Source organism: Pseudomonas helleri (assembly GCF_009600315.1).
In the GTDB taxonomy this organism is placed as follows: Bacteria; Pseudomonadota; Gammaproteobacteria; order Pseudomonadales; family Pseudomonadaceae; genus Aquipseudomonas; species Aquipseudomonas helleri_A.
This window is the reverse complement of record NZ_WIWC01000002.1, coordinates 184,928-209,002: the sequence shown is the minus strand read 5'-3', so window position 1 is coordinate 209,002 and position 24,075 is coordinate 184,928. Positions and strand designations below refer to the sequence as shown.

Sequence of the window (24,075 nt, the reverse complement as noted above, 5' to 3'; positions counted from 1 at the left end):
CGTGCGATGGTCAGCAGCATAGCTGACTCTGGCCGGTAGTTGTTACCCGAGAGAGGCAACTATCGACCATAAGCGGTAAATCCTGAAGGATGGCTTCGACCCAAAGCAGACATGTGGCAACAGTTACTGCTGCCTGGAACTAAAAGTCTCCAAAATTTTTTGATACCCGAGTTCGTTCAGCCCATGATTTAATTTATTGGCCATCGCAGATGACTGGCGTCAGTTAAGTGTCGTAACGGCCTCAGAGGATGCTATGAGTAATCTCCTGTGGTAAATAGTAAGGCATTTCAATCCCAAGGTTAAATAGTCCTATGCGACTCGACAAACTTATGTTCATAGGGTGCGGCTTGTTGTTTAATGGCTTTTTATCCTTGCCGTTTGAAAGCAAGTAATTTTCACCTTTTTTTACCACGGAATATTGAGAACCAACAAATTCATTTGGCAAGTATAGCGCTGGAATTGCAGCAATATCGTTTAGATGTTTGGATAAGCGTTCATTGAGAGCGGAATTGCTAGCGATCCCGCTCTCAATGGTTGTATTTGTCGCAAAGGGTTTGAAGTTCCTCAGTGCAGACTCTAGGCATCCCGATGCATGATACATATTAACAAGGTGATTTTGAATTTCCCAATTTAAAGAAAAACCTGTCGACATTAAGTTGTGCCGTTTGTGCACCAAAGGATCTGGCCCAATTACATTTATATCTACGACTCCTTCAACATAAAATCCAATTATTATGTTCAAGTCCCAAGTCGCTGAAAACACTCGTATTCGGCGATGCTTATGTTTGATTTCATTTATTATTTTTGAGACGTGCCCTCTATAGCTTTCCGTGCTGCGATTGAACTCCTTGGCTGCTTTAGCTGCCTTTTCTTTATCATCGTGAAATATCGTTTTGATAGTCGTTTGGCATGCCTCAATGAAATTCCCGCAATGAAAAATCATGCTAAAAACATCTAAGCGAATGCCATCCATTCTTTCCACTGTTCCGGACGCTGAAAGACTCCGTACCCCTGCGAATTGTAGCTCCATCTCGTGTTCAACTTTTGTAGCTACCCGACTGAGACATTCGACAGCGTCTGTAAAAGCCAGCAAGAAGGTGTCTGCGGGATGATAGTATTTTGAACCGGCCTCTAGCTTCTCGCTTTCGATCGACTCAAGAGTCAATAAGACAGGGGGATATAAGGTTGCATCTTTTCCTGGAATCCGATATTTCACTTTGGACCACTGCGCTGTAAGTTGGTTATAGGTTCTTATTGGAAGAGCGTTTGAGGCGCTTTTAGAGCCATGCACTCGGTGATGAACTGCAGAACGGGTAAGCAGCAACACCTGGGTGATTGCTACCGACACCGGTCGCGTTCCGACATAAAACGCCACTTAATTGGGGATTACTTTACATTTGGAATTTTCGACATTGGACTTTTTCGGCCGAATCGGTATACAGCATGAGTTTTATGCACATGATGAATCGAGGGTCTTTGACCGAGTAGCCACCAGTGTGCTCGTTTTTTGTTATAAGAGGGCTCGATCCCGCAGTGAGGTCCGATAAAATTGAGCCTATACCCATGTTGGTATTGGGTACGGTTCGAGGGAAATTTTCCCTGACAAGCCTGTCGATGTCACTTGAGTCGAACTCGTGCCTTTTAACCTTAGCAATGCAATAAATTACCTGATTACGTCGTGCGACGGTGGTTTCACGACTATTCAGGTTCTTCTCTACGGTCGAATAGGCATGCCGCAATCCAGCCGTCAGCCATGCAAGATCTGCTATTTGGAGCGTCTTCGGAGTATACGTCCACTTATTGTCTTGGATCGCGTATGCAAGATGCTCACAGAACTCGTGAACACGCTGTGCGATGCCTAGCGTTACATCCGATACATGCTCCGATATCTCAATCAACGAGGCCCCTGAGAGAGGTATTTGAAGATGCTTGAACCCTTTACTAACGATTTCACATACCTGGCCTGAATCTAAGCCACTAACTTTTTGAATTTCTTGCAATCTATTTGCGACGGATTCAGCGTTTTTAATCTCACGGAAATATTGGAGAACCCCATTTGGAACCCCAACAACGAGAAAGTTTATGTTGCATTCGGCGTATCGACTATCATCCAAAAGGATGATGATATTCGACAACTCATCCATTAAATCTTCAGAGCTGAATATCGACTCTAGATTGTCCAAAACGATAATTTTTTTCGTATTGCTTGCAGACGCGTAAAGCTTAAAGGCCTTGAGTAGTGGTTCTTCTTGAGTGAAGTCGTAATGATCACTCTGCTTCAGGCCACCTTTTAAAAAAGCCGCAGAAAGTTCTGCCACTTTCTCCACGTTGTATCCCAGACTTACGGCAGTGCCTGGAGCAATAAGGCAGTTGCAAATCTCGGCGGTCAGGGACTTGATACGTGCAGCGTTCGCGCAGTTGACGATCACGTAGGTGATCCCGTCATCTTCAAGGACTTTTTTGTAAAGCCATGACTTGCCGTTGCCACTCTCCCCAAAAATGAGCGTATGGGAATTTCTCTTGAATGCACGCGAAAGCTCCAGCTCAAGCCTTGGTCGATGCACATACATATTCACGTTTACTTCGCTGCGCCGAGGCGTAAACACCTCGGTTATCTCTTTCCTAAGCGACATAGAAGTCCATCTGTGACGTGACGGGGCAGCCCGATTTCGATCAGGCTTCGTGGCCGCATCTTACTAGACTTCCGACAATGCAGATTGGTCAATGTGATACGACCATACCCTTAAGCATGTCTGACTGACTGCTTTTGGCCAATTCTGTTGAAAAAGTCGGCCATGGTTTCCGCCGCTGAAAAGTACGCGTCGGAGATTGAAATCTTTACTTTCGGCTGAGGTTTCCAGACACAGATTTCACGCAGCAGCGTGCAAAAAAGACGTTTTCACCGGTTAATCATGAGGCAGTTTTGGATGAGCGACTTTTTCAACAGAATCGGCCGACTGCTGTATCTGGCCAACTACAAGCTTGGGGTCGATAGCGACCATTCCTAGAGGAGATCACATGTAACACCCGCAGCTCTTGTAACACTTACCTACGAGTACTACTCAAAGCCGTGTAACCACTAAAAACCCTTAAAAATCATATACCTATTCTGACCAGTAACATCCGTAACACTCGTAACATAGCTTTCGAGAGACCAGCCCCTAGCCCCCCAACAGGTAGTGCCTTCAGCGATAAAAGCAGAGGCACTCCCGGCGCGTCAAAAGTACCGAGGGCCCCTGGAACTTATTACTAGGTACGGGGCAGGAAACCCGCAGGAAATCGTTAGTGGCTGGGTTCCAAAGTTTGTTGACCACACTTGACCGGTTGACCCAGTTGACTCACCTAGGTGTTCACTATCCGCAACATATCCAGTGCCCTGCTACGGGCTAAGACCCCCCCCCTCCTCTTTTCTTCAATACCTTTCAATTTCAACGATTGAAATTTCAATAAGCTGGGTGACCTGCTGCTAAAAAAATCCCGCGGGTTTTCTGCCCCGTATTGGTTAGAATCCCTCAGGGGCCCCCGGCAGAATCTGGCACCTACATCCTTCAGGCTAAGCTCACAAAAACGTTACAAACCCCAACGAGTGAATAGCTGCATTGTTCGCAGAGCTGTTGATAAACACTCGATCAAAAAATCGTAGCTTCCCGTAATTCGACCGCGATTAGTCTCTCGATGCTCGCGCCCTCAACCACGTGACAAATATCACCCACACTAAAACTAAATGGAGACAGAGTCACCCCTTTGTAATTTTTAAGTTTAATGGCTTGATGATCGGAACTTCAGGAGCGAAGGGAGATATATCAGAAATCGAACTACAAAGCGCACCAAGCTGCTGCATAGAAATATGAGCATATTCAAGCGCATCCCTAGAAGACTCCATATCTTTAACAAAATTAAGACTTCGCGCAAAATTCAAATCAGGGTCATCAAAGTACTGCCCAGTTGCGCGACTACTCTTTACCTCAGCAGGTTTCAAAGGGATAGGTAACTGCACAGCAGGCAATAGCTCTCCCTGAAACTCTATAGTTTTCGTAAAAGCTAACAGAGTTTTTCCTGCATTTGCTAAAGGAGCGACATGTACGACCAAATCGCGATACGCGCCAAGCTCATAGAGCCAACTACCAGACAGAGATGAAGCTCTCAGTTCTTTACCTGCTTTATCCTGAGGTGGCTGAGACCGCCAAGTCTTTAACAGACCACTTAATGCAGTAATTTTTGGCACAGAAGAATCATTCTTCCTTATCGTTGCTTCATAATAAAACTCAGAAAGATAATCTCTTAGGGTACAGGCATCTACCAGAAATGATTGTAGAGCCAGATAGCACAACGAAGTGTAGCCATCAAGAAAGCGCTCATTAGCTTTAAAAGATTTCGAGAGTAGACGCCCACTTAATTGATCAGAGTATGCTTCCGATAGCTGTCGAAGCCTCCACTCACAAGCCCTTATTTGGTGGGAAATACGAGAAGCCATATCATAGAACAACCCACTGTTTTGTAAGAATGCGGCATTTGCTATAAAAGACCAAGCATGCCCTTGATCCGTACAAAGCCACCCAAGAGAGGCTACTGGATTGATAGACCGCCACTCTGGAGGGACAAAACTATTTGCCTGCTCTTCCGTATGAAAAAAATCACACCCGACAACCTGTAACCCTAAGCGCTTTATATCGCCATAAAAACTTCCAAAGCTTTTAATTTTAAAGCTTGCGGATTTCCCACTAATCATACTGGGTCTGAGATCTGCTTTTTGATCCATCCCATTCAGAACGCGTCCACCACCATACAAATGCAGTTCTCTCAAAACCGGGGGCCAATCCATGCTGTTGCTCCTTGCTTAAGTTAGGTGCACACCACGCTAAGTTTCCGAAATTCAAAATACACCTCATTCACTAAGCCCGACAACAGCGAGCAACTCAATAAAAACAGGTCACAAGATGTAATTTCTTGTTCTGAATGACTCCAAAACCTATAGAGCAGAAGGCAGCCTGGGGCTATCGTTGACCCCCTTCAAGACTGGCCCTAAGACTCTATCTCGGCTCCCCGAGCCCTAGACTAATCCGCTGGGGCTTTAGGCCCCTGGCTATGGATGATTGCCGACCGAGTGCCCATCGGAGCCACTGTACGGCAACACCTTGTAGAAATGAGATACCAGAACCATCAGTTCAATGACGCCAAGCTAGCAGAGAGGTTGCAACTGCCGAATAGAACTTTGTACTTCGCCAGCAAATGCGGCCATGTATCCCTATCTGTATCCCCGACCGACCAATCTCTCTACAAGCCACGTTTTATATAGAACACACGAGTCTCCCTCGGGCACCAAACAAAGATCTCAAGGTGCCGCTCAATGCACCTTGAATACAAAAAAACCGGCCACTAGCGCCGGTTTTTTTGTGCCTGCGATTTAACCCGTCTCCCCCTCGCCAAAGATCTGGGGCGCTCAGTTCATCCACTGTGCAAAAGCACTTTGGGCCGCATCAAACACTCCCTCAGATATTTAGTCGAGACTTGCGGCTGGTCTGAAAGCTTAGCGGCCATCGAAAAGCGAAGGCCGAACGCATCAAGCATCCAATCAAAGCTGCCCCACTGCATGCTTGATATGTAATACAAAATTGATGAGCTAAAAGTTGCGGCTATTTGAGCAACGGCATAGAATCCGACTACGCCAATGACGCACACACAAGGAAGGCAATGATCTTCATAGAAACATCATTCTTCACTGAGGATCTGAGCGATCACCTTGTGGATGAAGAATACGGGAGGCTGCAGGATTACCTAGCCGAGCATCCCGAAGCGGGTGACCTCATAGAGGAAACCGGCGGGTTGCGCAAAATCCGATGGGCTGCGAAAGGAAAAGGGAAACGTGGTGGCGTACGGATCATCTACTACCACGTGATCTCTGCAAGCCACATACGAATGTTGCTGATCTATCGAAAGGGTATCCAGGATACCTTGACGAAAAAAGAGAAAGCATTACTACGAAGCATTAACCAAGGGTGGAAATGATGGAAAAGAATCTCTTCGATCGTCTTGTCAAAAGCATGGCCGAGATGGATGAGATTGACCGTGGTGAGCGTCAGCCATCGCGTGAGTTCCATGTCGACGCACTCCAGGTAAAGGCTATCCGTGAAGCCACTGGTCTGACACAAGAAAATTTTGCCAAGAGAATCGACGTGGCTGTCGGGACCCTGAGGAATTGGGAGCAAGGGCGCCGAGCGCCTGAAGGCCCAGCGCGAGCACTTCTACGGGCAATACATAATGATCCTGAGAATGTCCTGGCTGCACTGGCCTAATTTAAAAGCCCGTCATAAAGACGGGCTTTTTGTTGGCGAACGATTTAAAAGCTAAAGCCTAATAGGCTTGAGTTCCGCCATTAGTACAGCCTTGACGGTGAATACCGCCGCATCCGTCAGATTCGGCGTTGGTTCTAGTACGTGGGTGTGAGCTCTCAGTTGCGTGTTCGTCTGCTTCACCCACACACCCGGTCAACCCACGGTTGCAGTTTTGAAATTCGAGCGGTAATCTCCGCCAGTCGCTGCACATTCAGCGACCGGACGTCGCGGTCCGAGCATATACAGGCGCATAGGCGCCCCCATAACGATTGCTGGCGCTTTTTTTGTGCCCGCTACTCTGTTTTATGGCGGCTGTGCGTGGGAGACCTTCGGGTCTGCCGGGGTCCTGTATGCCCGGTCCGCGAACCCGCGCACAGCTGCCACCCTTATTCGTTTCGCGGCGAACTGTGGCAGCTCCCTCACATACAGGAGTTACGCCAAATGAAAGACGCCCTCATTCCATCCAAAATTCACGCCCTTGCCGCAACAGGGGGTGTGCAATGACCCCTTCGCTTTTGATGCCTACCGTTGGCGGTGCCACGTTCGGCAAGTGCAATGCTCAGGATCAACGTCTGTTTTCGGTCAACGCCGGGGTTTCAAGCGTGGAAGCGCTGGAACACGCCTCCCTGCTCATGAACTGCGTCAACACCCTCTCGTTTATGGGCGCCGTCGATGATGGCCACGAAGCAACCGCCATGCGTTGGGCTTCGCACTATCTCAGCGAGATGGCCAAAGCACTGATTGATGACGTCACTCTGGGACTGCACCCTGCTCAGGAACCCACGTGATTGTGTTAGAGGAAAAGTACACCGCTCAGTGAACAGGTTGACTGAGGGAACGGCTGTGCCCCTTGGGCGCCAGCAACTGCGCTGAACACGCTGCTGGCAATCAGCAGCGACAAAACAGAGTGAGTACGTTGCATGGTGAGCTTCCTTGGTCAGTTAGAAGTCGTAGCGGCCTGTGACACCCAGCGTGCGGGGAGTGCCGAGCAGGCCTTCATAGCCGCCATTGCCAGCACTCCAGAGGGTGGTGTAATAGGTTTTGTCAAAGGCGTTTTTCAGCCACAGGGAGACGTCCCACTGGCCTTGGTGAAAGTCACCGCGCAGGCCCGTGGATAAGTTGACCACGGCGTAACTGGGGATCTGCGCATAGTCGGAGTCCTCGACCGTGCCCACCGCTTTGGAACGGAATGCGTAACTTGCGGTGACGTATTCTTCGAGGCTGTCAGTGAGGTTCCACTTGTATTCGCCGTTGGCATTGGCGATCCATTTGGAGGCGCCGACCACTTGATGGCCACTCAAGTCGCACGAGGCAGGTGCGCCGGGTTGCAGGCTGATTTCAGGCGGGCACGGCGCATCTTTGTACGAGAGATAACGCACATCGTTGTAGGAGCCGTTGATGTTGAGTGTCAGTCCGCGTATGGGGATCAGCGTACTTTCGAATTCTGCCCCGCGTGAGCGCACTGAACCGGCATTGGTCAGGTATTGCGCACGGGTAGAGTCGTCATACGCGGTGGTTTGGTAGCCGTTGACCTGCGTCCAAAACAGATTGGCGTTGAGCTGCAAGCGGCGATCCCACAGCGTGCTCTTTAAGCCCAACTCAAGGTTATTGGCGCGCTCGGCCCCGATCAGCAGCGAATCGGCTCCGGCAGTGGGCGCCGAACCGACCGTCAAATTGACCCCTCCAGACTTCTCGCCGTGGCTCAAAGTGGCATAGCCCAGCAGGTTGTCGTTGAAGTGATAACTGAGGTTCAACAGGCCCGAGGGGCTGGTGCTGTATTGGTTTAAATCGCCGGAGTCATAAGCGCCAACCCGCGCCTGACGTGCAATGGCGGCGGCCCCGGTAACGCTGGCGCCACCGACAGGCGCATCGCGGGTCACCCATGCGCTTTTTTCTTCATAGGTGCCGCGTAAGCCCGCTGTGAAATCCAGTTGTGGGGTCAAGTGCCACGTGCCTTGAGCAAACAGCGCGAAGCTGTTGGTCTCGATATGGCCTTTGCCCAGTGTGCTGACATTGTCCAGAGCGCCCGCTGGTGTACCGTTCCAGATATCAGCCTTGGGGCCATAAAGGTTGAAGGATTTGTTATCCAGATCTGAGCCGAAGTAATACGCGCCCACTACGTAGTCGAAATCCCCGCCTGTTGGCGATGCCAGACGAAATTCTTGCGACCACTGTTTGTCTTTCACCGATACCCCTGCGTTATAGGCCACGGGTACATCCAGCCCATCGTCGTTGCGGGGGGTGAAATCCCACCAGCGGTAGGAACTGACGGAGGTCAGCGTGAAGTCGCTCGGCAGCGTCCAATTGGCTTCCACCGAAGTGCCACCTTGAAACACGGTGACGGCTTGCTGGCTATCGAGATTGACCTTGCGGTGCGATCCGTCCACCAGCGTTGCCCCCACAGCGGCCGCGCGGGCTTCAAACCGGTTGACCCCGTTGATGGTGGGTCCGGTGCTGAATAAGGGGCGGGTGCCGGCGCTGGAGTCTTCTTCGTTGTAATCGCCAATCCAGCGCAAGTTGAAGTCTTCATTGGGCTTGTACAGCAACTGCCCGCGAAAACCCTCGCGAGCGCCGCCATTGAGCTTATTGCCGTCGAATTCGTTCTTTATATCGCCATCGCTGCGGGTGCGGTACGCCGAAAAGCGTCCGGCCAGTTCATCGGTAAGCGGGCCGGAAATCGTCCCTTTGGTTTGGAAATAACCGTCTTCGCCCACCGATGTTTCAATGTTGCCCTCAGGCGTGAAAGTGGGCGCGCGGGTGGTGATGTTAATTACCCCGGCCGTGGTGTTTTTGCCGAACAAGGTGCCTTGCGGGCCGCGCAAAACATCCAGCTGTTCAATGTCCATCAGGTCGAATACGGCCATGCCCGGTCGCCCGAGGTAGACGTTGTCGATATACAAACCGACGCTGCCTTCCAGACCGTCGCTCGCCGGGTTGTTGCCTAGCCCGCGGATCGACACGCTGGACTGGCGAGCGTGCATGTAGGCGACGTTCACGCTGGGCACCAGTTGCTGCAAATCCTGAATGCGATAAATGCGCTGGGTTTCCAGCGTTTGTCCGCTGAGCACACTCATAGGCGTGGGCACGTTTTGTGCGCTTTCTTCGCGCCGCCGAGCCGTCACGGTGACGGTTTTCAATTGGCTGCCGTCGGCTTTGGCCGGCGTGGTTTTGGCCGCTGGCGCGGTGTCATTGGCCGGGGTTTGATCCGCTGCGCAGGCCATCGAACCTGTGGCACAACCCGCCATAAACAGCGCCAGCGGCAGGCGTTTAATACGCCTTAGGGGTAACGGCAAGGCGAGATGGGACGGGCTCATGGGCGGCTCCTGTAGGGCGAAATACACACCTCTGCATATTCCTAAAAGTTATTATTTTATGCATTGAAAGATATTTACTGCATAAGAGATTGCCTTTATAAGGAACCCACCTAGTGCATAGCCAATGCATTTCCCCGATATTTTTGATGTGAAAAATGCATATCGATCTGCGCCAACTTCGACACTTCATTGCCCTCGCCGAGCAGCGCAGCTTTGTTGCGGGCGCTCAGACGGTAAACCTTTCGCAATCGGCATTTAGCCGCAGCATTCAGGCGCTCGAACACAGCGTGGGTTGCCCCTTGGTCGATCGCGGACGCAAAGACCTGGCACCCACCAAGCAAGGCCAAGTGCTGCTCGAACATGCGCGGCGACTGGTCAGCGGGGCGCGGCAAATGGCCAATGAGATCAGCCAGTTCAATGGGCTGGAGGCTGGGGAACTGCAATTTGGTTGTGGCCCGGCGCCTGCATCGGGACTGGTGCCGCGAGCTATAGGGCGTTTTATCGGGCGTTACCCCAAGGCGCGGGTGCAGTTTCAGGTGGACGATTGGCAAAGCTTGAGTAAGCGTTTGTTGAGCGAGGAGTTTGAGTTTTTCGTCGCTGACACACGTCAATTCGAAGCTGACCCAGCCTATGTCACTCAGCGTTTACGTCCGCGCAAATGGTATTTTTGCTGCCGCACCGGCCACCCGCTGGCCAACCGGGGCAGCGTCAGCGCCGCCGAGTTGCTGAGTTACCCACAGGCCATCACCATTCGCCCGCCTAACCTGCGCAAAGTGCTGGTGCAGCTCAGTGGCCGCCCGGATTACGCGCCCAACGTGGAATGCGAAAGCCCGTTTAGCCTCATGAGCGTCGTCCTGAGTAGCGACGCCATTGGTATTTGTGGGGCTTACAGCGATGTCTTTTTGTACGCCAGTGGCAATTTAGTGCGTTTGCAGGTAGATGAACTGGCCGAAGAACAGGACGCGCTCTACACCCGCTACGGCATCGTCAGCCGCGCTGGCGTGCGTCTGTCGCCGTTGGCTCAGGCAATGATCGAACACATCAAAGAGCTGGATAACAGCGACGTGTGCGGGCTAGAGAACTTCGCGATTTAACCTGCGGCATCACTGACACGGTGTGCGTCAGATCGGCATGCGCGCATTGCATAAAAACCATTCACCAAATGCGCTTGTCGCTGAGGCTGTGCTCGTCCGAAATCGATCACCTCTGTTAATCATTGGTGACCCCTCATGCCACAGCTCCCACCGGTTAAAAACGTGCTGTACATCATGTGCGATCAACTGCGCCGCGATTACTTGTCGTGCTACGGCCACCCGCATTTGCACACACCCAATATCGACCGTTTGGCTGCGGCTGGCGTACGTTTCAGCCGGGCGTATACCCAAGGTACGATTTGCGGGCCATCACGTATGTCGGCCTACACCGGACGCTATGTCAGCAGTCATCAGGTGGCCTGGAACGCTGTGCCGCTGCCGTTGGAAGAGTTGACCTTGGGCGATTATCTACGCCCCCACGGGATTCGGACTGCGCTGGTGGGCAAAACCCATGCAACTGCGAACGTCGATGCCTTGCAGCGTTTGGCTATCGACCCTGACAGCCAGCAAGCTGAAATTTTCAATGAAGTAGGATTTGAAGCCTACGCCCGCCATGACGGTATTTACCCCGATAGTCCGCTGTTTGATGACAAGCGTGACAGCGCACCGTACACCCATTACCTGCGCGATCTAGGCTATGACGGTGCCAACCCTTGGCACGACTGGGCCAACGCGGGCGCCGCAGAGGATGGCGAGGTGCTGAGCGGCTGGCACATGCGCAATGCTCACCTGCCCGCTCGGGTGCAGGAGCAGCATTCAGAAACGGTGTTCACCACTGACCGCGCCATCGACTTCATACAAGAGCAAGGCGAACAGCCGTGGTGCCTGCATTTGTCGTACATCAAACCGCATTGGCCCTATATCGCCCCGGCGCCCTACCACGCGTTGTATGGCCACGAACACGTTCTGGCGCCGATTCGCCCGACCAAGGCCAGCGATCACCCGGTGTACACCGCGTTTCGTCAGCACGAAGAGAGCCAGAACTTCTCCCGCGATGAAGTACGCCTGAACGTGATCCCGACTTACATGGGGCTGATCAAGCAAGTGGACGATCAATTGGGCCGCCTGTTTGATCTGCTGCAAAGCACGGGCCGTTGGGACGATACGTTGATTGTGTTTACCAGCGACCACGGGGATTTTTTAGGCGATCACTTTTTAGGCGAAAAGGAGTTTTTGCTGGAGCCCGCCGTGGGGGTGCCGTTAATCGTGCGCGACCCGCGTGCTGCGGCTGATGCGACGCGAGGCACTGTGGATGAGCGCTTGGCCGAAACCATCGATGCGCTGCCGACCTTTTTACAGGCGCTGGGTATCACCGGAGCCGAGCATCGGTTGGAGGGTCGCTCGTTGATCCCGTTGCTGCATGGGCACAATCCGGCCTGGCGCGAGTATGCAATCAGCGAATACGACTACGCCTTCCAGGCCCCGGCCCGCGAACGTCTGGGCCAACCCATTGATCGCTGCCGCATGACGATGGTGCGCAGTGAGCGTTGGAAGTATTTGGCCTATGACGGCTTCCGGGCGCAGTTGTTTGATTTGGACAATGACCCACAGGAACTGAATGACCTTGGCGCAGACCCTGCCTACGCAGCGGTGCGCGAGCAGCATGCGGGGTATTTGTTTGACTGGCTGCGCGGGCTGAAGCGGCGTACCACCATCAGCCATCAAGAAGTGGACCGTAGAGCCGAGAGCTTTCGCTATGGCGAACCCGAGACCGAGAAAGTGGTGAAGATCGGGGTGTGGTAAATCCGTGTCATCGCTGAACAGGCTGCGAGAATGCCCTCATTAGGGCCTTCTTTAATAAAAGGGCCGCTGTGCAGCCCTTCGCAGCCTGCAGCAGCGACTCCAGGGTTGAGTTGGATTATTCAAACGCCTTTGGTGGTTTGGCTGCGATGCCCCTGGACGCTCACGGGCACGTCGCCCTGCAAGGTAACGCGTCGCACGATACGTTCTTGGGTGCCGTAGTCGTCTATGGCGTAATGCTGGGTCGAGCGGTTGTCCCAGATCGCCACATCGCCGGTGCTCCAGCGCCAGCGCACCGTGTTTTCCAAGCGGGTCACGTGGCTTTGCAGCAGGTTGAACAGGTGCGCCGAGTCGACCAGTGAGTAACCTTTGATGCGCTTCACAAAATGCCCCAGCACCAAACTCCTCTCACCGCTCTCTGGGTGGACGCGCACCACTGGGTGCTCGGTTTCGTACACCGTGGAAGTAAACACCTTGCGATAGCGCTCAAGCTTTTCAGCTGAGACGTCAGGCTTTGCGCTGGCGTAGTCGTATTCATTACTGTGAACGGCCCAGAGTTTGTCGGCCAGTGCTTGTAAGTCAGCGGGCAGTTTGGCGTAAGCCGTGGCAGTGTTTGCCCACACAGTGTCGCCGCCAGAGACCGGCGCTATCACGGAACGCAGCACCGACGCTTTAGGGTAGGCATCCACAAACGTCACGTCGGTGTGCCACGAATTGGCACGCTGGCCTTGGGCACCGTCCAGTTCCATTACGTACTGGGTGCCATCCCGTACAGGCACCGTTGGGTGCGCAATCGGCTTGCCCAATAGCTGTGCGAAAGCTTCCTGGCTTTGATCGTCGAGGTGGGTCTGGTTGCGGAAAAAGATCACTTTGTGGGTCAGGAGCGCCTGTTGAATGGCTTCGACCGTGTTGGCATCCAGTTCCCCAGACAGCTTTATCCCGCGGATTTCAGCGCCAATGCGCCCCGCAACCGGGTGGATTTCAAGCGCAGTTACGTCAGATTTAGTAGCTAATGCGGCAGTGCTCATTGTAGGAACCTCATCGTGTTTGACGGTTTTTTGGCAAGGATTAGCGGGCTGCAGCTGCCAGCGGGGGTGCAACCCACTCGCTGACCTGGAACGGTTTTCGGATCAGCCGTTGTTGCACGGCCAGGTTCACGGAGTCTTGCAGGGTGGCGAGGAACACCGGGTCTAGCTGTGAGGGGAAGACTTCGCTGAAGGGTTGATCTTTGAGGTCTTGCTCAAGAATCTGTGGCGGGTAACTGGCCAGCCCTGATACCAGTTGGATGTAGGCCGGCTTGTTAGCGTCGTCGGTCAGCCATTGCACCGCTTGCTCCTGAGTTTTGAGCAACTTGGCCACGGCTTGCGGGTGAGCATCGACAAACGCGCCAGAAGCCACCAGCACGCTTTGAATGCTGCCGGCGTTATTGATGTCTTTGGTCGTCAGCGGGATTTCGGCCAGGCCTTTGGCTTGCAGGGAACTTAAGTTGGAGCCGCCCCAAGAGGCGTCGATTTGTTTGGCAGCCAGTGCAGCGACGGCAGCATTGAAGTCCAGGTTGATGACCTTCAGGTCTTTTTCGCTCAGCCCAACGCTGGCCAAGGCCGCGTCGAATGACAGTTGGGTGGCGGTGCCGCGAAACAGGCCCACGCGTTTGCCTTTGAGGTCTTGCAGGGTTTTGATCCCTGAACCCGGCACCACGGCCAAATACTGTTTGTTGCCGCGGGCCGCTGCACTTAGCAGACGAGTATCCAAACCATTGGCTTTGCCGATGATTGCGGCCAGGTCGCCAAGGTAAGCGAAGTCCACCTGACCATTGGCAAATGCCTCATTGATAACGGGGCCAGCCCCTTTGAAATATTTCCAGTCGATGGTCACGTCTTCATCAGCGAAGGCTTTTTCCAGCAGTTGCTGGCTGCGCAACACGTCGCTGACGCCGCCACCGCTGTGTTGGCTACCGGCACTCAAGTCGGGCACGGCAATGCGGATACGGGTGAGCGGATCAGCCTGCGCCAGCAAGGGCAAGCTGCCCAGCACACTCACCAGCACGGGGGCGACAAGGTGGCGTAAAGCGCGTTGAAAAGGGATCGACATGGGTGCAGCTCCTGATAGCGGGGGCGTTGAGGAGCAAAAGTAGGCATAAGATTTTTTTATCAATAAATACTAAGAATTCACAACTTAGTAACCAAAAGGAATAAGCGTTCTAGCCTGCGGCTGCTGGCTCGGCATGCATGAAATGCACTGAAAATATTCATTCAATGCATTGGAAGCGCAGGCAAAGACACGCCATAAAGAACAGTCTTTATCTCTGATAGGCAGGGGTAACGTTAATTAATAGATCAAACGGAAATATCAAAACCCGTTTGGTTTTGCCCGCACAGCCGACAACGGAGGTCTGCGATGGCTAAGGCTTCGCTGCTCAATTTGCCCTTGGTCGCCCCGCTATCCGGGTTGAAGGTTTGGTTACCTACGTTCAGTCAGCGGTTGATACTGTGGCTGCTTCCGATAAGTGTGCTGGCACTGTGGTGGCTTGCCAGTCGTAATCAGTGGATGAGCGAGCAGATCCTGCCAGCGCCGTCGTTGGTGTGGCAAAGCGCTCTGGAGCTGGGCTCGGGTGAGTTATGGAGCCATTTGGCGATCAGCCTGCAGCGTTTGTGTGTGGGTCTGCTGGCGGGGGTGACCCTTGGCGCGCTGCTGGGCGCCACATTGGGGTTGAGCCGTCGTGCTGAGCGCTGGGTGCTGCCCTCGTTCAGCGCCTTGGCGCAAATTCCGACGCTGGCGTGGATTCCTCTGTTTATGGTGTTTTTCGGCATTGGTGAAGTGCTCAAACTGGTGGTGCTGATCAAGGCGATAGTGGTGCCCGTGACGCTGCATACGCTGGTGGGCGTGCGTGACGCGCAACCCAAGTTGCGCGAAGCAGCGCAGGTGTTGCGTTTACCACTGCACCTGCAACTCACCCGCCTGATTATTCCTGCGGCCCTGCCCGGCTTTATGTCCGGGGTGCGATTGGCATTGGCCACCGGCTGGACGTCGTTATTGGCGGTGGAGCTGTTGGCGTCCAGTGAAGGCATTGGCTACTTGATGGTGTATGCACGGCAGCTGTTTATGCTCGACATCGTCTTTGTGTGCATCGTGGTGATCGGTGTGGTGGGTGTGGCGATGGATCGCGGCATCGGTTGGCTGGACAAAAAATGGGTGCATTGGCCCCATACCGCCACCGCTCAGTTGACCCGTGGCCCGCGTTACACCGGCTGGCAGCGTGCGCAGTCGTGGTGGCTGCCGCTGGCGTTGTTTGCGCTGTGGCAGGTGGCGGTTGAGCTGCAATGGGTGGATCCGCAGATTTTGCTCAGCCCGCTGGCCGTATTGCAAAGCACCTGGCATGGCTTGGCCGACGGCAGTTTGCTCACCGCGCTGAGCTTGAGCCTGAAACGCACCCTTGGCGGTTTGTTGTTGGGGGGCAGTTTGGGGTTTGGCGTTGGCGTGTTGCTGGGGTTGTCGCCTTTCTGCGAGCGACTGCTGGGCCCGAGCCTGTCGGCACTGCGCCAAATTGCGATTTTTGCGTGGGTGCCTTTGCTCACGGCATGGTTTGGTCTGGGCGAGTTGTCGAAGGGGGTCTTCGTCGCTCTGGCTGCTTTTTTTCCGCTGTTTATTGCCACTCAACGCAGCGTGTCTCACCTCTCCCCCCAGTTGCGCGAGGCGGCGCTCGTGATGCGTTTGAACCTGTGGCAGCGTTTGCGGTTACTGGTTTTGCCCGGCGCTGCACCGGGGATATTCGCCGGGCTACGCCTGAGCTTGATCTACGCATGGTTGGGCACCATCGGCGCCGAATACTTCATGCCATCCAACGGCGGAATCGGCAGCTTGATGATCGGCGCGCAACAACTGCTGCGCATGGACACCCTCTTCAGCGGCATGCTGTTGGTGGGTGTGACCGGTGCCGCCCTCAACCTCATTGGCCAAATGATTGAAACCCGCGCCACTCGCTGGAGGCACGCATGAACGCACCAATCGTCAGCTTCAACCAAGTGGGTAAATCGTTCGAAGTGGATGGTCTGGAGCTTGAAGCCATCCGCGACTTTAACCTGCACATAACCGAGGGCGAATTTGTGGCCATTGTGGGCTCCAGTGGCTGCGGAAAATCGACCCTGTTGCGTTTGCTGGTGGGGCTGGACACTGAGTTTCGCGGCGCTATTGAAGTGGATGGCAAGGCCGTCAAGGGCGTGGGCAGCGAGTGTGGGATTGTGTTTCAAGAGCACCGCCTGTTCCCGTGGCTGAGCGTTGCCGACAATATCGGCCTGGGGCTGGTCAACGCCGTGCTAAGCCCTGCGCAGCGTCAAGAGCGGGTGGCAGCGTTTATTGAATTGGTGGGCTTGAATGATTTTGCGCGGGCCTTTCCGCATCAATTGTCGGGCGGCATGGCGCAGCGGGTTGCGATTGCCCGTGGCTTGGTGGCCAGCCCGCGGATTTTACTGCTGGACGAACCCTTCGGTGCTTTGGATGCACTCACTCGTCAGCAAATGCAGGACGAACTGCTGGCGATTCGGGCGCGTTCAAAGATCACCACGGTGCTGGTGACCCACGATGTTGAAGAAGCGATTTTCCTGGCTGACCGGGTCGTGGTGCTGGAGCCGCGACCAGGGCAGATCAAACAAGTTGTCAACATCGACTTGCCGCATCCCCGCCAGCGCAGCAGTTTTGAGTTTCATCAACTGCGTGAAGAGCTGCTGCACGAACTGACCAACGACGGTCATTATCAGCCGGTTGCGCCGGTGCAGGTGCGCGATGTGCCGTTGGCATTTATTGCGGTGTAATGGTGAGCGCTTGCAGGCGCCCGCCCTTCAAAACCCTGCAACAGTCGGCTATGCTCGTCACCGCTTGAAATTCCAGCAGTGGTTTGAGAAGTGATGGTCTCAGCGTTGATGTTTCCAGCGTGCTTCTCACATTGCATCAGAGGTTAAGTAGCACCCATGGATTCGCATCTGGAAACCGCCGCCCTTTATGCCTTCAAACTGGCTTATGAGCCTGAAGGCTCAAGCCCGCTGTTGCGCGACGATCCGGTGATGGGCGAGTACCAGCGCGAAGTGTTTGCCTTGCTGTCGCGTAACGGCGAGGTGGGCGCCATTCAGTTCAAGCTCAATCAATGCCTTGATGTGGCGCTCAATGCGCTCGGCGGCCCGAACACGGTGATGGGCCGCGAGCTGCTCAAGCTGGCCAACGAGGTCACCCGCGCCCAAACGCTTGAACAACTGAGCGCACCCGTGACCCATCTCAGGGATTACTTGAAAGACATTCAGTGATCACTGATCTTGAAACTGCTCGATATAGGTCAGAATGTTGTCGATTTTCTCCGGGTCACTGATGCCCCAGAAAATCATCCGCGTGCCTTTCACCACTTTCTTCGGCGCCTCGATGTAGGCTGCCAGCTTGTCTTTCGTCCACACCACGCCGGAATTTTTCATGGCGTCAGAGTACAGGTAGGTCGGTGAAGAACCGGCCGCGCGGCCAATCACGCCATTGAGCTGTGGGCCAAAGCCATCGCGGGCGTTTTCGCCGATGCTGTGACAGCCGCCGCACATTTTCGTGTACAGCTTCTCTCCCGCCACGGCATCGCCAGCGGCCAACGCGCCCGTGCTGGTGAAGGCGCTGGCGAAACTCAGAACCAGGGTCAATATCGCCGCTTTTTGCATGAAGGCTTCTCTATTCAGGTATCAGGCCGGTGGACCATGTTACAGGGCCGTGAAGCGAGCTGTGCAGACGCGGATCAAGGATTCTTGCTCACACATCGCGCGGGTTATCAATATTGATGATTCGCACTCGGTAACTCACTATGGCCGCCGCTTAATTGAATCTCTTGTGAGGCGTCATGCTTTCTGAAAACCATTACGTCACGGTCGACGCCTCTGAACTGGGTGATACCGCACTCGCGGACTTCATTAAAGACGCTGGCCAGCCCCTCTGCTTTCAAGGCATCGATTTCAGTGGGCAGGACTTGTCCCGCGTGAACCTTGCCGGTTCACGCTTTGAGCGCTGCCTGTTTGGTGACACCAACCTGACGGCCGCCGACCTGTCCAATACGCATTGGCAAAGCTGTCGCGCCGCCCAAGCGGTGTTTCGTGCTGCCACGCTGGAAGAAGCGGTGTTTGTTAATTGCGATTTGAACAACACCCTTTGGCAACGCAGCAAGCTGGCTCACGCGCTGTTCGAGGGCTGCAAGTTGACCGGCGCCAACTTCGTCGACACCTCAACCCTGGGTCTGGTGTTCAAGGAGTGCGTGTTGCGCAGTGCGATCCTGTCGGGCATCTCCTTCTACAAGGCCGAACTGCGCACGCTGGACTTTGCCGAGGCTGACCTGAGCTATTGCGATTTCCGTCAGGCGGTTTTTGTTGAAGGGGGCAGCCTGTCGCTGGCGCGGGTCAACAACGCACGCTTTGATCAGGCCGATTTGCGCGAAGCCAGTCTGCATGGCTTGCGCCTCACCGATGCGAAGCTGTTCAAGGGCGCGATCATTTCCAAGGCCCAGGCGGGCATGTTGCTGGCGGGGCTGGGCCTTCACGTCCTGTAATCAACGCAGCACTTGCTCCGCCAGCAATATCAGCGCAATAACGATCATGATCGCCCCGGACACCCGGCTCACAGCCCTCGCAGCGCTGGGCCGGGTGCGCAACACGGCTTGAGCGCCAAAGCCCACCAGCAGGTATACCACCGCGCAACTCAAGGCATGCAACGAGCCCAGCGCCAGGATTTGCGCCGGGATCGGCCAGGTCGATAACGGGTCAGTAAATTGCGGTAAAAGGGCCAGAAACAGCAAGAGCACCTTGGGGTTCATGCCGCTGACGCAGGTGCCTTTCCAGGCCCAGCGAAACCATGAATCTGCGCCCTCTACCTGCCCTTCCGCGGGGGTTGAGGGCTGGCGAATCATGCCCACACCCAGCCAGAGCAAATACAGGGCGCCCGCCAGCGTGAGCAGCGACATGACCATCGGGCTGTTGGCCAGCAACGCGCCCACACCGGCGGCCACAATCAACGTCGCCAGCAAATGCCCCGAAAGCAAACCCGCCACCGCAGGGGCGACGCGTCGCTCGCGCATCCCGGCAGAAATGGCGTAAGCCCAGTCGGCGCCGGGGGTAATGATGAACAGAAACGACACCGCCCAAAATGCGGCGACTATGTGCAAAGTCACGGGATACCTGCCTTCTACAAGCCCAGTGCGTGTCGCCAGGGGTGCGCACGCTATGGATAGAAGAATAGGGAAATGCTGATAGGATTATCTTTCGTTTATTCCTCAGCCCCCGCATCCAACTAGAAGGTTATTGCCAGTGGACAGAATTGACCGAAAGATTCTTGCGCAGCTGCACGCGGACGGCCGACTTTCTCTCACGGAACTGGCTGAGCGGGTGGGCTTAAGTCTTTCGCCATGTCATCGACGGGTACGGGCACTGGAAGAATCGGGGGTGATTCTGGGCTATCGCGCCTTGCTGGACCCCAAAGAGCTGGGTCTGGGGTTTTCCGCGATTGTGTTCGTAACCCTGCGCGAAGTGACGCGTCAGGCGATTACCGACTTTGAAGCGGCGTTGCTGGACGTGGCGCAGATCGTCGAAGCACAGCGGTTGTTTGATGATCCGGACTACCTGCTGCAAGTCATCACCAAAGACCTTGCAGCGTTTCAGCAGCTCTATGATGAGTCCCTGACCTCACTGCCCAACGTACAAAGGCTGGTGTCGACGCTGGTGATGAAAAACGTCATCAATGACCGGGTTTTGCCGTTGTAGTCGCTGCCGCAGGCTGCGATCGAGCGCGCAGCGGTCGCAAAACGGGATCCACTGTGTGCCTGGGTTTACGACTGCTACGCAGCCGAACGCAGCCTTCGGCAGCTGCTACGGAGCATGCTCGTAGCAGCTGTCGAGTAATGCGAGGCTGCGTTCGACGATGCAATCGTCGCAAGTTCCGAGCACGCGATCTATCTGAAAGTAAAAGGCCCACGGCTGCTACGGAGTTTGGATTCCGCCGGTTAATCCCTGAGTTAACGCATCGAGCAACACTCGCACTTTAGGCAGATGCTGACGGTTTTTGGGCCACGCCAGATGGATCGGCAATCCCTCGCTGGCCAAATGCGGCAGCAGTTCTACCAATGAGCCATCGGCCAGAGGCTGCTTGATCAGCCAGGTCGGCAATTGGGCAATGCCGCACCCCGCCAACACCGCCATCACCTGCCCTTCGCCGTCGCCCACGATGTACTGCGCAGGCATGACCCGTCGCTCAACCTCCCCCGCTCGGCTGCCCGCAAATCGCCACGGGCTGACCGTCCCGTCTGCCAGGCCATATGCGACACACTGGTGCTGCTCCAGCTCACGATCAGTCGTGGGTGTGCCGTGAAGGCTCAAATACGCCGGGGCCGCACAGAACACATGCCGTTCGCTGCCCAGGTAACGATGCTCCAGCGCCGCCGACCACACCTGTGGCCCACCGACCCGCACCATAATGTCGACGCCCTCTTCCACCGGGTCGATAAAGCGATCCGAAAACGAGATATGCGGCCACAACAGAGCATGGGCCTGCGCACAGCGCAGAATCACCGGCAATGCCAGCAAGCGGCCGAACGCGGCGGGCAAATCTATGCGCACTCGACCCCGCGGCTCGGTGTTTTCCACCTGCAAGGCCAGCTCGGCCTCTTCCAGTTCAGCCAATACCCCGGTGCAGGTTCGATAGAACGCGGTGCCCGCATCGGTCAGTGCCAAGCGCCGTGTGGTGCGTTCAAACAAACGTACCTGCAACCGCCCTTCAAGACGGGCGATCGCTTTGCTGATGGCCGATGCCGTCAGATTGAGACGCTCGGCCGCGGCGCGAAAACTGCCTGAGTCCGCGACGCAGACAAACACATCAATCCCCTTCAAGCGCTCGGATGAAAACATACCCTTACCTATTGATGAATTCAGTTCATGTGATTCGGTAAAAGGTATCGCAAATAGCGCCTGTATTCCCGAGTAACCTCACACGTCTCGATTTTGACGACCCAAAAGGCGTATGTATGACTTCGCATAAACCCACCGTATTAATCACCGGCGCTACCGGCCAGATCGGCGGCGACACGCTGCGCAACCTGCTGGCGGACGACACCATCACCCTGGTGGCCGCCGTGCGGTCTGCGGCCAAGGCCAAACCATTCGAAGCGCTCGGCATCCGCACGGTCATGCTCGACTTCGATAAGGAAGAAACCCTGGCCCCGGCGCTGGAAGGCATCGACCGCGCGTTTCTCGTCACCGGCTATACCGTCGACATGCTGCGACAGAGCAAAGCGTTTCTCGACCAGGCGAAAAAATCCGGTGTGCAGCACATCGTGCATCTGGGTGCTTGCGGGCGGGACGACACCACCATCGGCCATTGGGCCTGGCATCAGTTCGTAGAACGCTATATCGAATGGTGCGGCTTCTCGTTCACCCATTTGCGCCCGGAATGCTTTATGCAAAACCTGCTCAGCTACGACGGCACCCAAGCCGTAAAGAACGGGGTGATTGAGCAATACACCGGCGATGCCCGGTTCAGCTGGGTGGACGGCGAAGACGTTGCCTGTGTTGCGGCGCAGACTCTGTTGCATCCAATCAAACACGGCGGCAAAACCTACCGTTTGGGTTACGACGTGCAATCCTACGGCGACATCGCGGCCATCATGACCCGTGTGCTCGGCCAGCCGTTTCGCTACGACGCCCAATCGCCGGATGTGTTTCTGGAGAACATGCGCGCCGCCGGGGCCGAAATGGCTTACATGACCTGCGTACACGACAACTTCACCCGCATGGCCGCGCGGCAGATCCCCGGTGTTGAAGAAACCTTCGACAACTTCCCTGAAATCACCGGCCGCCAGCCCGTGCGCTGGGAAGACTTTGTGCAAAAGCACCGCAGCGCGTTTGTTTATTCCTAAGCTCGCTCAATCGCAAAATTGCTCCACGACTGGCTGACGGGCATCAGTTCAAGGCTGTTGATATTGATGTGCGCCGGCTGGTTGAGTAGCCAGAAAATCGTCTCGGCAATGTCCTTGGGCTGAATCGCCTGTGCCCCGGCGTAGACTGAGTCGTACTTGGCCTTGTCCCCGGCAAAGCGCACCAGTGAAAACTCGCTCTCGCACAACCCCGGTTCCAGGTTGGTCACGCGCACCCCGGTGCCCTGCAAGTCACAGCGCAGGTTCAGTGAAAACTGCCGCACAAAGGCTTTGCTCGCGCCATACACATGGCTGCCGGGATACGGCCAGTTGCCCGCAATCGATCCCAAATTGACGATGCCAGCCCCCGCGCCATGGGCGATCAAACGTGGGAGCAGCAAACGCGTGCTGTACAGCAGGCCTTTAATGTTGGTATCGACCATGGTTTCCCAATCATCCAGCGAACACTCAGGGGCTGGCGCAGTTCCCAGTGCCAGCCCGGCATTGTTGACCAAGCCGCGCAAGGTGCTGAATGCGGGCGGCAACTGTCCGATCGCCTGCTCCATCGCGGCGCGGTCACGCACATCCACCACCAGCGGCAATACCTCGGTGTGTGCCGACAGCTCATCGGCCAAGGCATATAAACGCTCGGCCCGGCGCCCGGTCAGCACCAGCGACCAGCCCGCCGCCGCAAAACGGCGGGCGCAGGCTTCACCAAAACCGGACGTCGCGCCGGTGATAAATACAGTCGGGGTCATACACAGCTCCTTGGACACATTCAGGACCACGCCCGGCCCAACAGGCCCACGCCTGCCAGCACCAGCAATAGCCATTGGGTAAAACGCGCAGCCTGTTCAGCGGGGATCCGCACGAATAACTGCTGGCCCAGCCACAATCCCAGCAACAAAGCGGGCAGCATCCACAGCGCTTGCCAGCCGGTGCTTGCGGGGATAGCTGAAGCCGCCGCCAAGCCGCATAACGCCGCACTGTCCACTGCAAAAAAGAACATGATCAACGTCGCCCGCAACGTGCTGGCCCGCAGCCCGCTATGCGTGAGCCACGCCACCACCAAGGGGCCGCCAATGGAGAACGCGGCAATCAGCGCGCCGCTGCTGCTGCCCACCAGCCAGGCACCGGCACGCCCTTCACCCATCGGCAAACGGATACGCGCCAGCCCCAGAATCGCCAGCAGTCCCACCAGCAGGTACACGCCGACTGTCAGGCCACCGCTGTCGATACCGGTCAACAGCCAGATGCCGCACGGCACCCCGCAGGCGGCCGCCAGCAGCAGGCGTTTGAGCAACGGGTAATGCGCCTCGCGCCAGGCGCTGCGCAACAGCATCACGCTGGACGCGACTTCCAGAAACAACACCAGCGGCACCGCCTGTTTCAGCGACCCGAGCATCGCCAGCCCGACCACCGCAATGGCGGCAAAACCAAAGCCGGTCAACCCGCGAACAACCGCCGCCACCAGCACACAGCAGGCACTGAGGGCCCAGCTTATTTCAGGGTTCATACGCGGCTCCAGGCTGCTTGATGGCGCCACTGTAGAGCGCTGTAGCGAGGGGACTTAGAGCCAGACAGGGCTTTCGATGGTGCCAGAACTGGCCCCATCGAAAGCCCCATCTGGATCTAAGGATTGACCGGGGCCGTGACTAGTCTGCGAGCAACTGGCCCGCCCAGAC

23 protein-coding genes are annotated in these 24,075 nt (G+C 55.4%); 11 read left to right on the top strand and 12 right to left on the bottom strand.

Going from position 1 to position 24,075, the window contains the following annotated elements:
- Positions 1 to 241: 241 nt before the first annotated feature.
- The 3 genes from GHN86_RS02245 to GHN86_RS02235 form a co-directional block, all read right to left on the bottom strand.
- Entirely contained in the window at positions 242 to 1,348 is a 1,107-nt protein-coding gene (locus tag GHN86_RS02245) for a hypothetical protein (RefSeq protein ID WP_153386048.1), read from the bottom strand.
- A gap of 43 nt (positions 1,349 to 1,391) precedes the next feature.
- On the bottom strand, positions 1,392 to 2,570 hold the full coding sequence (locus tag GHN86_RS02240; RefSeq protein WP_228389593.1) for an ATP-binding protein: 1,179 nt from the start codon (positions 2,568 to 2,570) through the stop codon (positions 1,392 to 1,394).
- A 1,166-nt stretch (positions 2,571 to 3,736) separates the two neighbouring features.
- The gene (locus GHN86_RS02235) at positions 3,737 to 4,822 is read right to left on the bottom strand and encodes a hypothetical protein (protein WP_153386044.1); all 1,086 of its coding nucleotides are present in this window, start codon (positions 4,820 to 4,822) and stop codon (positions 3,737 to 3,739) included.
- Positions 4,823 to 5,691: 869 nt separating this feature from the next.
- On the opposite strand from GHN86_RS02235, the gene GHN86_RS02230 reads away from it, so the two are divergent.
- The 3 genes from GHN86_RS02230 to GHN86_RS02220 all read left to right on the top strand — a co-directional run bounded on the left by GHN86_RS02230 (position 5,692) and on the right by GHN86_RS02220 (position 7,120).
- Entirely contained in the window at positions 5,692 to 6,006 is a 315-nt protein-coding gene (locus tag GHN86_RS02230; RefSeq protein WP_153377841.1) for a hypothetical protein, read from the top strand.
- Positions 6,006 to 6,293 carry a NadS family protein gene (nadS, locus tag GHN86_RS02225; RefSeq protein ID WP_153377842.1) on the top strand — a complete coding sequence of 96 codons (288 nt, stop codon included), beginning with the start codon at positions 6,006 to 6,008 and terminating at the stop codon, positions 6,291 to 6,293. Before GHN86_RS02230 ends, nadS begins: the two co-directional genes overlap by 1 nt.
- 539 nt (positions 6,294 to 6,832) lie before the next feature.
- Positions 6,833 to 7,120, top strand: a complete 288-nt coding sequence (locus GHN86_RS02220) for a DUF3077 domain-containing protein (protein WP_153377843.1) — start codon at positions 6,833 to 6,835, stop codon at positions 7,118 to 7,120.
- Between the two features lie 5 nt (positions 7,121 to 7,125).
- Here GHN86_RS02220 and GHN86_RS23845 read toward each other — a convergent pair whose 3' ends face one another.
- Positions 7,126 to 7,254: a hypothetical protein gene (locus GHN86_RS23845; RefSeq protein ID WP_267129084.1), complete on the bottom strand. Its 129-nt coding sequence runs from the start codon at positions 7,252 to 7,254 to the stop codon at positions 7,126 to 7,128.
- A gap of 19 nt (positions 7,255 to 7,273) precedes the next feature.
- A complete protein-coding gene (locus tag GHN86_RS02215) occupies positions 7,274 to 9,646 on the bottom strand; it encodes a TonB-dependent receptor (RefSeq protein ID WP_153386042.1) in 2,373 nt (790 codons plus the stop codon).
- A gap of 155 nt (positions 9,647 to 9,801) precedes the next feature.
- Between GHN86_RS02215 and GHN86_RS02210 the strand changes: the two genes are divergently transcribed.
- Both GHN86_RS02210 and GHN86_RS02205 read left to right on the top strand, forming a co-directional pair.
- On the top strand, positions 9,802 to 10,740 hold the full coding sequence (locus tag GHN86_RS02210; protein ID WP_153377845.1) for a LysR family transcriptional regulator: 939 nt from the start codon (positions 9,802 to 9,804) through the stop codon (positions 10,738 to 10,740).
- Between the two features lie 135 nt (positions 10,741 to 10,875).
- Entirely contained in the window at positions 10,876 to 12,483 is a 1,608-nt protein-coding gene (locus GHN86_RS02205) for an alkaline phosphatase family protein (RefSeq protein ID WP_153377846.1), read from the top strand.
- A 119-nt stretch (positions 12,484 to 12,602) separates the two neighbouring features.
- Here the strand turns inward: GHN86_RS02205 and GHN86_RS02200 are convergent, their stop codons facing one another.
- Both GHN86_RS02200 and GHN86_RS02195 read right to left on the bottom strand, forming a co-directional pair.
- Positions 12,603 to 13,508, bottom strand: coding sequence for a TauD/TfdA dioxygenase family protein (locus GHN86_RS02200; protein ID WP_153377847.1), 906 nt, complete (start codon positions 13,506 to 13,508; stop codon positions 12,603 to 12,605).
- A 40-nt stretch (positions 13,509 to 13,548) separates the two neighbouring features.
- Positions 13,549 to 14,571 carry an ABC transporter substrate-binding protein gene (locus GHN86_RS02195; RefSeq protein WP_153377848.1) on the bottom strand — a complete coding sequence of 341 codons (1,023 nt, stop codon included), beginning with the start codon at positions 14,569 to 14,571 and terminating at the stop codon, positions 13,549 to 13,551.
- 306 nt (positions 14,572 to 14,877) lie between these two features.
- Between GHN86_RS02195 and GHN86_RS02190 the strand changes: the two genes are divergently transcribed.
- From GHN86_RS02190 to GHN86_RS02180, 3 genes are all read left to right on the top strand, one after another.
- Complete coding sequence (locus GHN86_RS02190) at positions 14,878 to 16,476, top strand: ABC transporter permease (protein WP_153386040.1); 1,599 nt, start codon at positions 14,878 to 14,880, stop codon at positions 16,474 to 16,476.
- Positions 16,473 to 17,288, top strand: a complete 816-nt coding sequence (locus GHN86_RS02185; RefSeq protein ID WP_153377850.1) for an ABC transporter ATP-binding protein — start codon at positions 16,473 to 16,475, stop codon at positions 17,286 to 17,288. Before GHN86_RS02190 ends, GHN86_RS02185 begins: the two co-directional genes overlap by 4 nt.
- 156 nt (positions 17,289 to 17,444) lie before the next feature.
- Complete coding sequence (locus tag GHN86_RS02180; protein WP_153377851.1) at positions 17,445 to 17,774, top strand: hypothetical protein; 330 nt, start codon at positions 17,445 to 17,447, stop codon at positions 17,772 to 17,774.
- Here the strand turns inward: GHN86_RS02180 and GHN86_RS02175 are convergent, their stop codons facing one another.
- Complete coding sequence (locus tag GHN86_RS02175; protein WP_153377852.1) at positions 17,775 to 18,164, bottom strand: c-type cytochrome; 390 nt, start codon at positions 18,162 to 18,164, stop codon at positions 17,775 to 17,777. It lies immediately after the preceding gene.
- 176 nt (positions 18,165 to 18,340) lie between these two features.
- Here GHN86_RS02175 and GHN86_RS02170 point away from each other — a divergent pair, with 176 nt between their 5' ends.
- Positions 18,341 to 19,039 (top strand): pentapeptide repeat-containing protein, encoded by a 699-nt coding sequence (locus GHN86_RS02170; protein WP_153377853.1) that lies wholly within the window; start codon positions 18,341 to 18,343, stop codon positions 19,037 to 19,039.
- Here GHN86_RS02170 and GHN86_RS02165 read toward each other — a convergent pair whose 3' ends face one another.
- The gene (locus GHN86_RS02165; RefSeq protein ID WP_323369189.1) at positions 19,040 to 19,657 is read right to left on the bottom strand and encodes a LysE family translocator; all 618 of its coding nucleotides are present in this window, start codon (positions 19,655 to 19,657) and stop codon (positions 19,040 to 19,042) included.
- 136 nt (positions 19,658 to 19,793) lie between these two features.
- Here GHN86_RS02165 and GHN86_RS02160 point away from each other — a divergent pair, with 136 nt between their 5' ends.
- Positions 19,794 to 20,246, top strand: a complete 453-nt coding sequence (locus GHN86_RS02160; protein ID WP_323369946.1) for an Lrp/AsnC family transcriptional regulator — start codon at positions 19,794 to 19,796, stop codon at positions 20,244 to 20,246.
- A 216-nt stretch (positions 20,247 to 20,462) separates the two neighbouring features.
- Here the strand turns inward: GHN86_RS02160 and GHN86_RS02155 are convergent, their stop codons facing one another.
- Positions 20,463 to 21,386, bottom strand: a complete 924-nt coding sequence (locus GHN86_RS02155) for a LysR family transcriptional regulator (protein WP_153386035.1) — start codon at positions 21,384 to 21,386, stop codon at positions 20,463 to 20,465.
- 116 nt (positions 21,387 to 21,502) lie between these two features.
- Between GHN86_RS02155 and GHN86_RS02150 the strand changes: the two genes are divergently transcribed.
- The gene (locus GHN86_RS02150; RefSeq protein WP_153377857.1) at positions 21,503 to 22,393 is read left to right on the top strand and encodes an SDR family oxidoreductase; all 891 of its coding nucleotides are present in this window, start codon (positions 21,503 to 21,505) and stop codon (positions 22,391 to 22,393) included.
- Here the strand turns inward: GHN86_RS02150 and GHN86_RS02145 are convergent.
- Positions 22,390 to 23,148 (bottom strand): SDR family oxidoreductase, encoded by a 759-nt coding sequence (locus tag GHN86_RS02145; RefSeq protein WP_153377858.1) that lies wholly within the window; start codon positions 23,146 to 23,148, stop codon positions 22,390 to 22,392. The two genes, GHN86_RS02150 and GHN86_RS02145, sit on opposite strands and share 4 nt — an antisense overlap.
- A 20-nt stretch (positions 23,149 to 23,168) precedes the next feature.
- Complete coding sequence (locus tag GHN86_RS02140; RefSeq protein ID WP_153377859.1) at positions 23,169 to 23,906, bottom strand: sulfite exporter TauE/SafE family protein; 738 nt, start codon at positions 23,904 to 23,906, stop codon at positions 23,169 to 23,171.
- Between the last annotated feature and the right edge of the window lie 169 nt (positions 23,907 to 24,075).

Bases quoted from the DNA above. Each gene is read 5' to 3' on its own strand.
- GHN86_RS02240 (WP_228389593.1), bottom strand. From the start codon at position 2,570: ATGTATGTGCATCGACCAAGGCTTGAGCTGGAGCTTTCGCGTGCATTC.
- GHN86_RS02230 (WP_153377841.1), top strand. From the start codon at position 5,692: ATGATCTTCATAGAAACATCATTCTTCACTGAGGATCTGAGCGATCAC.
- GHN86_RS02175 (WP_153377852.1), bottom strand. From the start codon at position 18,164: ATGCAAAAAGCGGCGATATTGACCCTGGTTCTGAGTTTCGCCAGCGCC.
- GHN86_RS02220 (WP_153377843.1), top strand. From the start codon at position 6,833: ATGACCCCTTCGCTTTTGATGCCTACCGTTGGCGGTGCCACGTTCGGC.
- GHN86_RS02205 (WP_153377846.1), top strand. From the start codon at position 10,876: ATGCCACAGCTCCCACCGGTTAAAAACGTGCTGTACATCATGTGCGAT.
- GHN86_RS02235 (WP_153386044.1), bottom strand. From the start codon at position 4,822: ATGGATTGGCCCCCGGTTTTGAGAGAACTGCATTTGTATGGTGGTGGA.
- GHN86_RS23845 (WP_267129084.1), bottom strand. From the start codon at position 7,254: ATGCAACGTACTCACTCTGTTTTGTCGCTGCTGATTGCCAGCAGCGTG.
- GHN86_RS02210 (WP_153377845.1), top strand. From the start codon at position 9,802: ATGCATATCGATCTGCGCCAACTTCGACACTTCATTGCCCTCGCCGAG.
- GHN86_RS02170 (WP_153377853.1), top strand. From the start codon at position 18,341: ATGCTTTCTGAAAACCATTACGTCACGGTCGACGCCTCTGAACTGGGT.
- GHN86_RS02145 (WP_153377858.1), bottom strand. From the start codon at position 23,148: ATGACCCCGACTGTATTTATCACCGGCGCGACGTCCGGTTTTGGTGAA.
- GHN86_RS02215 (WP_153386042.1), bottom strand. From the start codon at position 9,646: ATGAGCCCGTCCCATCTCGCCTTGCCGTTACCCCTAAGGCGTATTAAA.
- GHN86_RS02195 (WP_153377848.1), bottom strand. From the start codon at position 14,571: ATGTCGATCCCTTTTCAACGCGCTTTACGCCACCTTGTCGCCCCCGTG.
- GHN86_RS02200 (WP_153377847.1), bottom strand. From the start codon at position 13,508: ATGAGCACTGCCGCATTAGCTACTAAATCTGACGTAACTGCGCTTGAA.
- GHN86_RS02190 (WP_153386040.1), top strand. From the start codon at position 14,878: ATGGCTAAGGCTTCGCTGCTCAATTTGCCCTTGGTCGCCCCGCTATCC.
- nadS (WP_153377842.1), top strand. From the start codon at position 6,006: ATGGAAAAGAATCTCTTCGATCGTCTTGTCAAAAGCATGGCCGAGATG.
- GHN86_RS02155 (WP_153386035.1), bottom strand. From the start codon at position 21,386: ATGTTTTCATCCGAGCGCTTGAAGGGGATTGATGTGTTTGTCTGCGTC.
- GHN86_RS02180 (WP_153377851.1), top strand. From the start codon at position 17,445: ATGGATTCGCATCTGGAAACCGCCGCCCTTTATGCCTTCAAACTGGCT.
- GHN86_RS02150 (WP_153377857.1), top strand. From the start codon at position 21,503: ATGACTTCGCATAAACCCACCGTATTAATCACCGGCGCTACCGGCCAG.
- GHN86_RS02185 (WP_153377850.1), top strand. From the start codon at position 16,473: ATGAACGCACCAATCGTCAGCTTCAACCAAGTGGGTAAATCGTTCGAA.
- GHN86_RS02140 (WP_153377859.1), bottom strand. From the start codon at position 23,906: ATGAACCCTGAAATAAGCTGGGCCCTCAGTGCCTGCTGTGTGCTGGTG.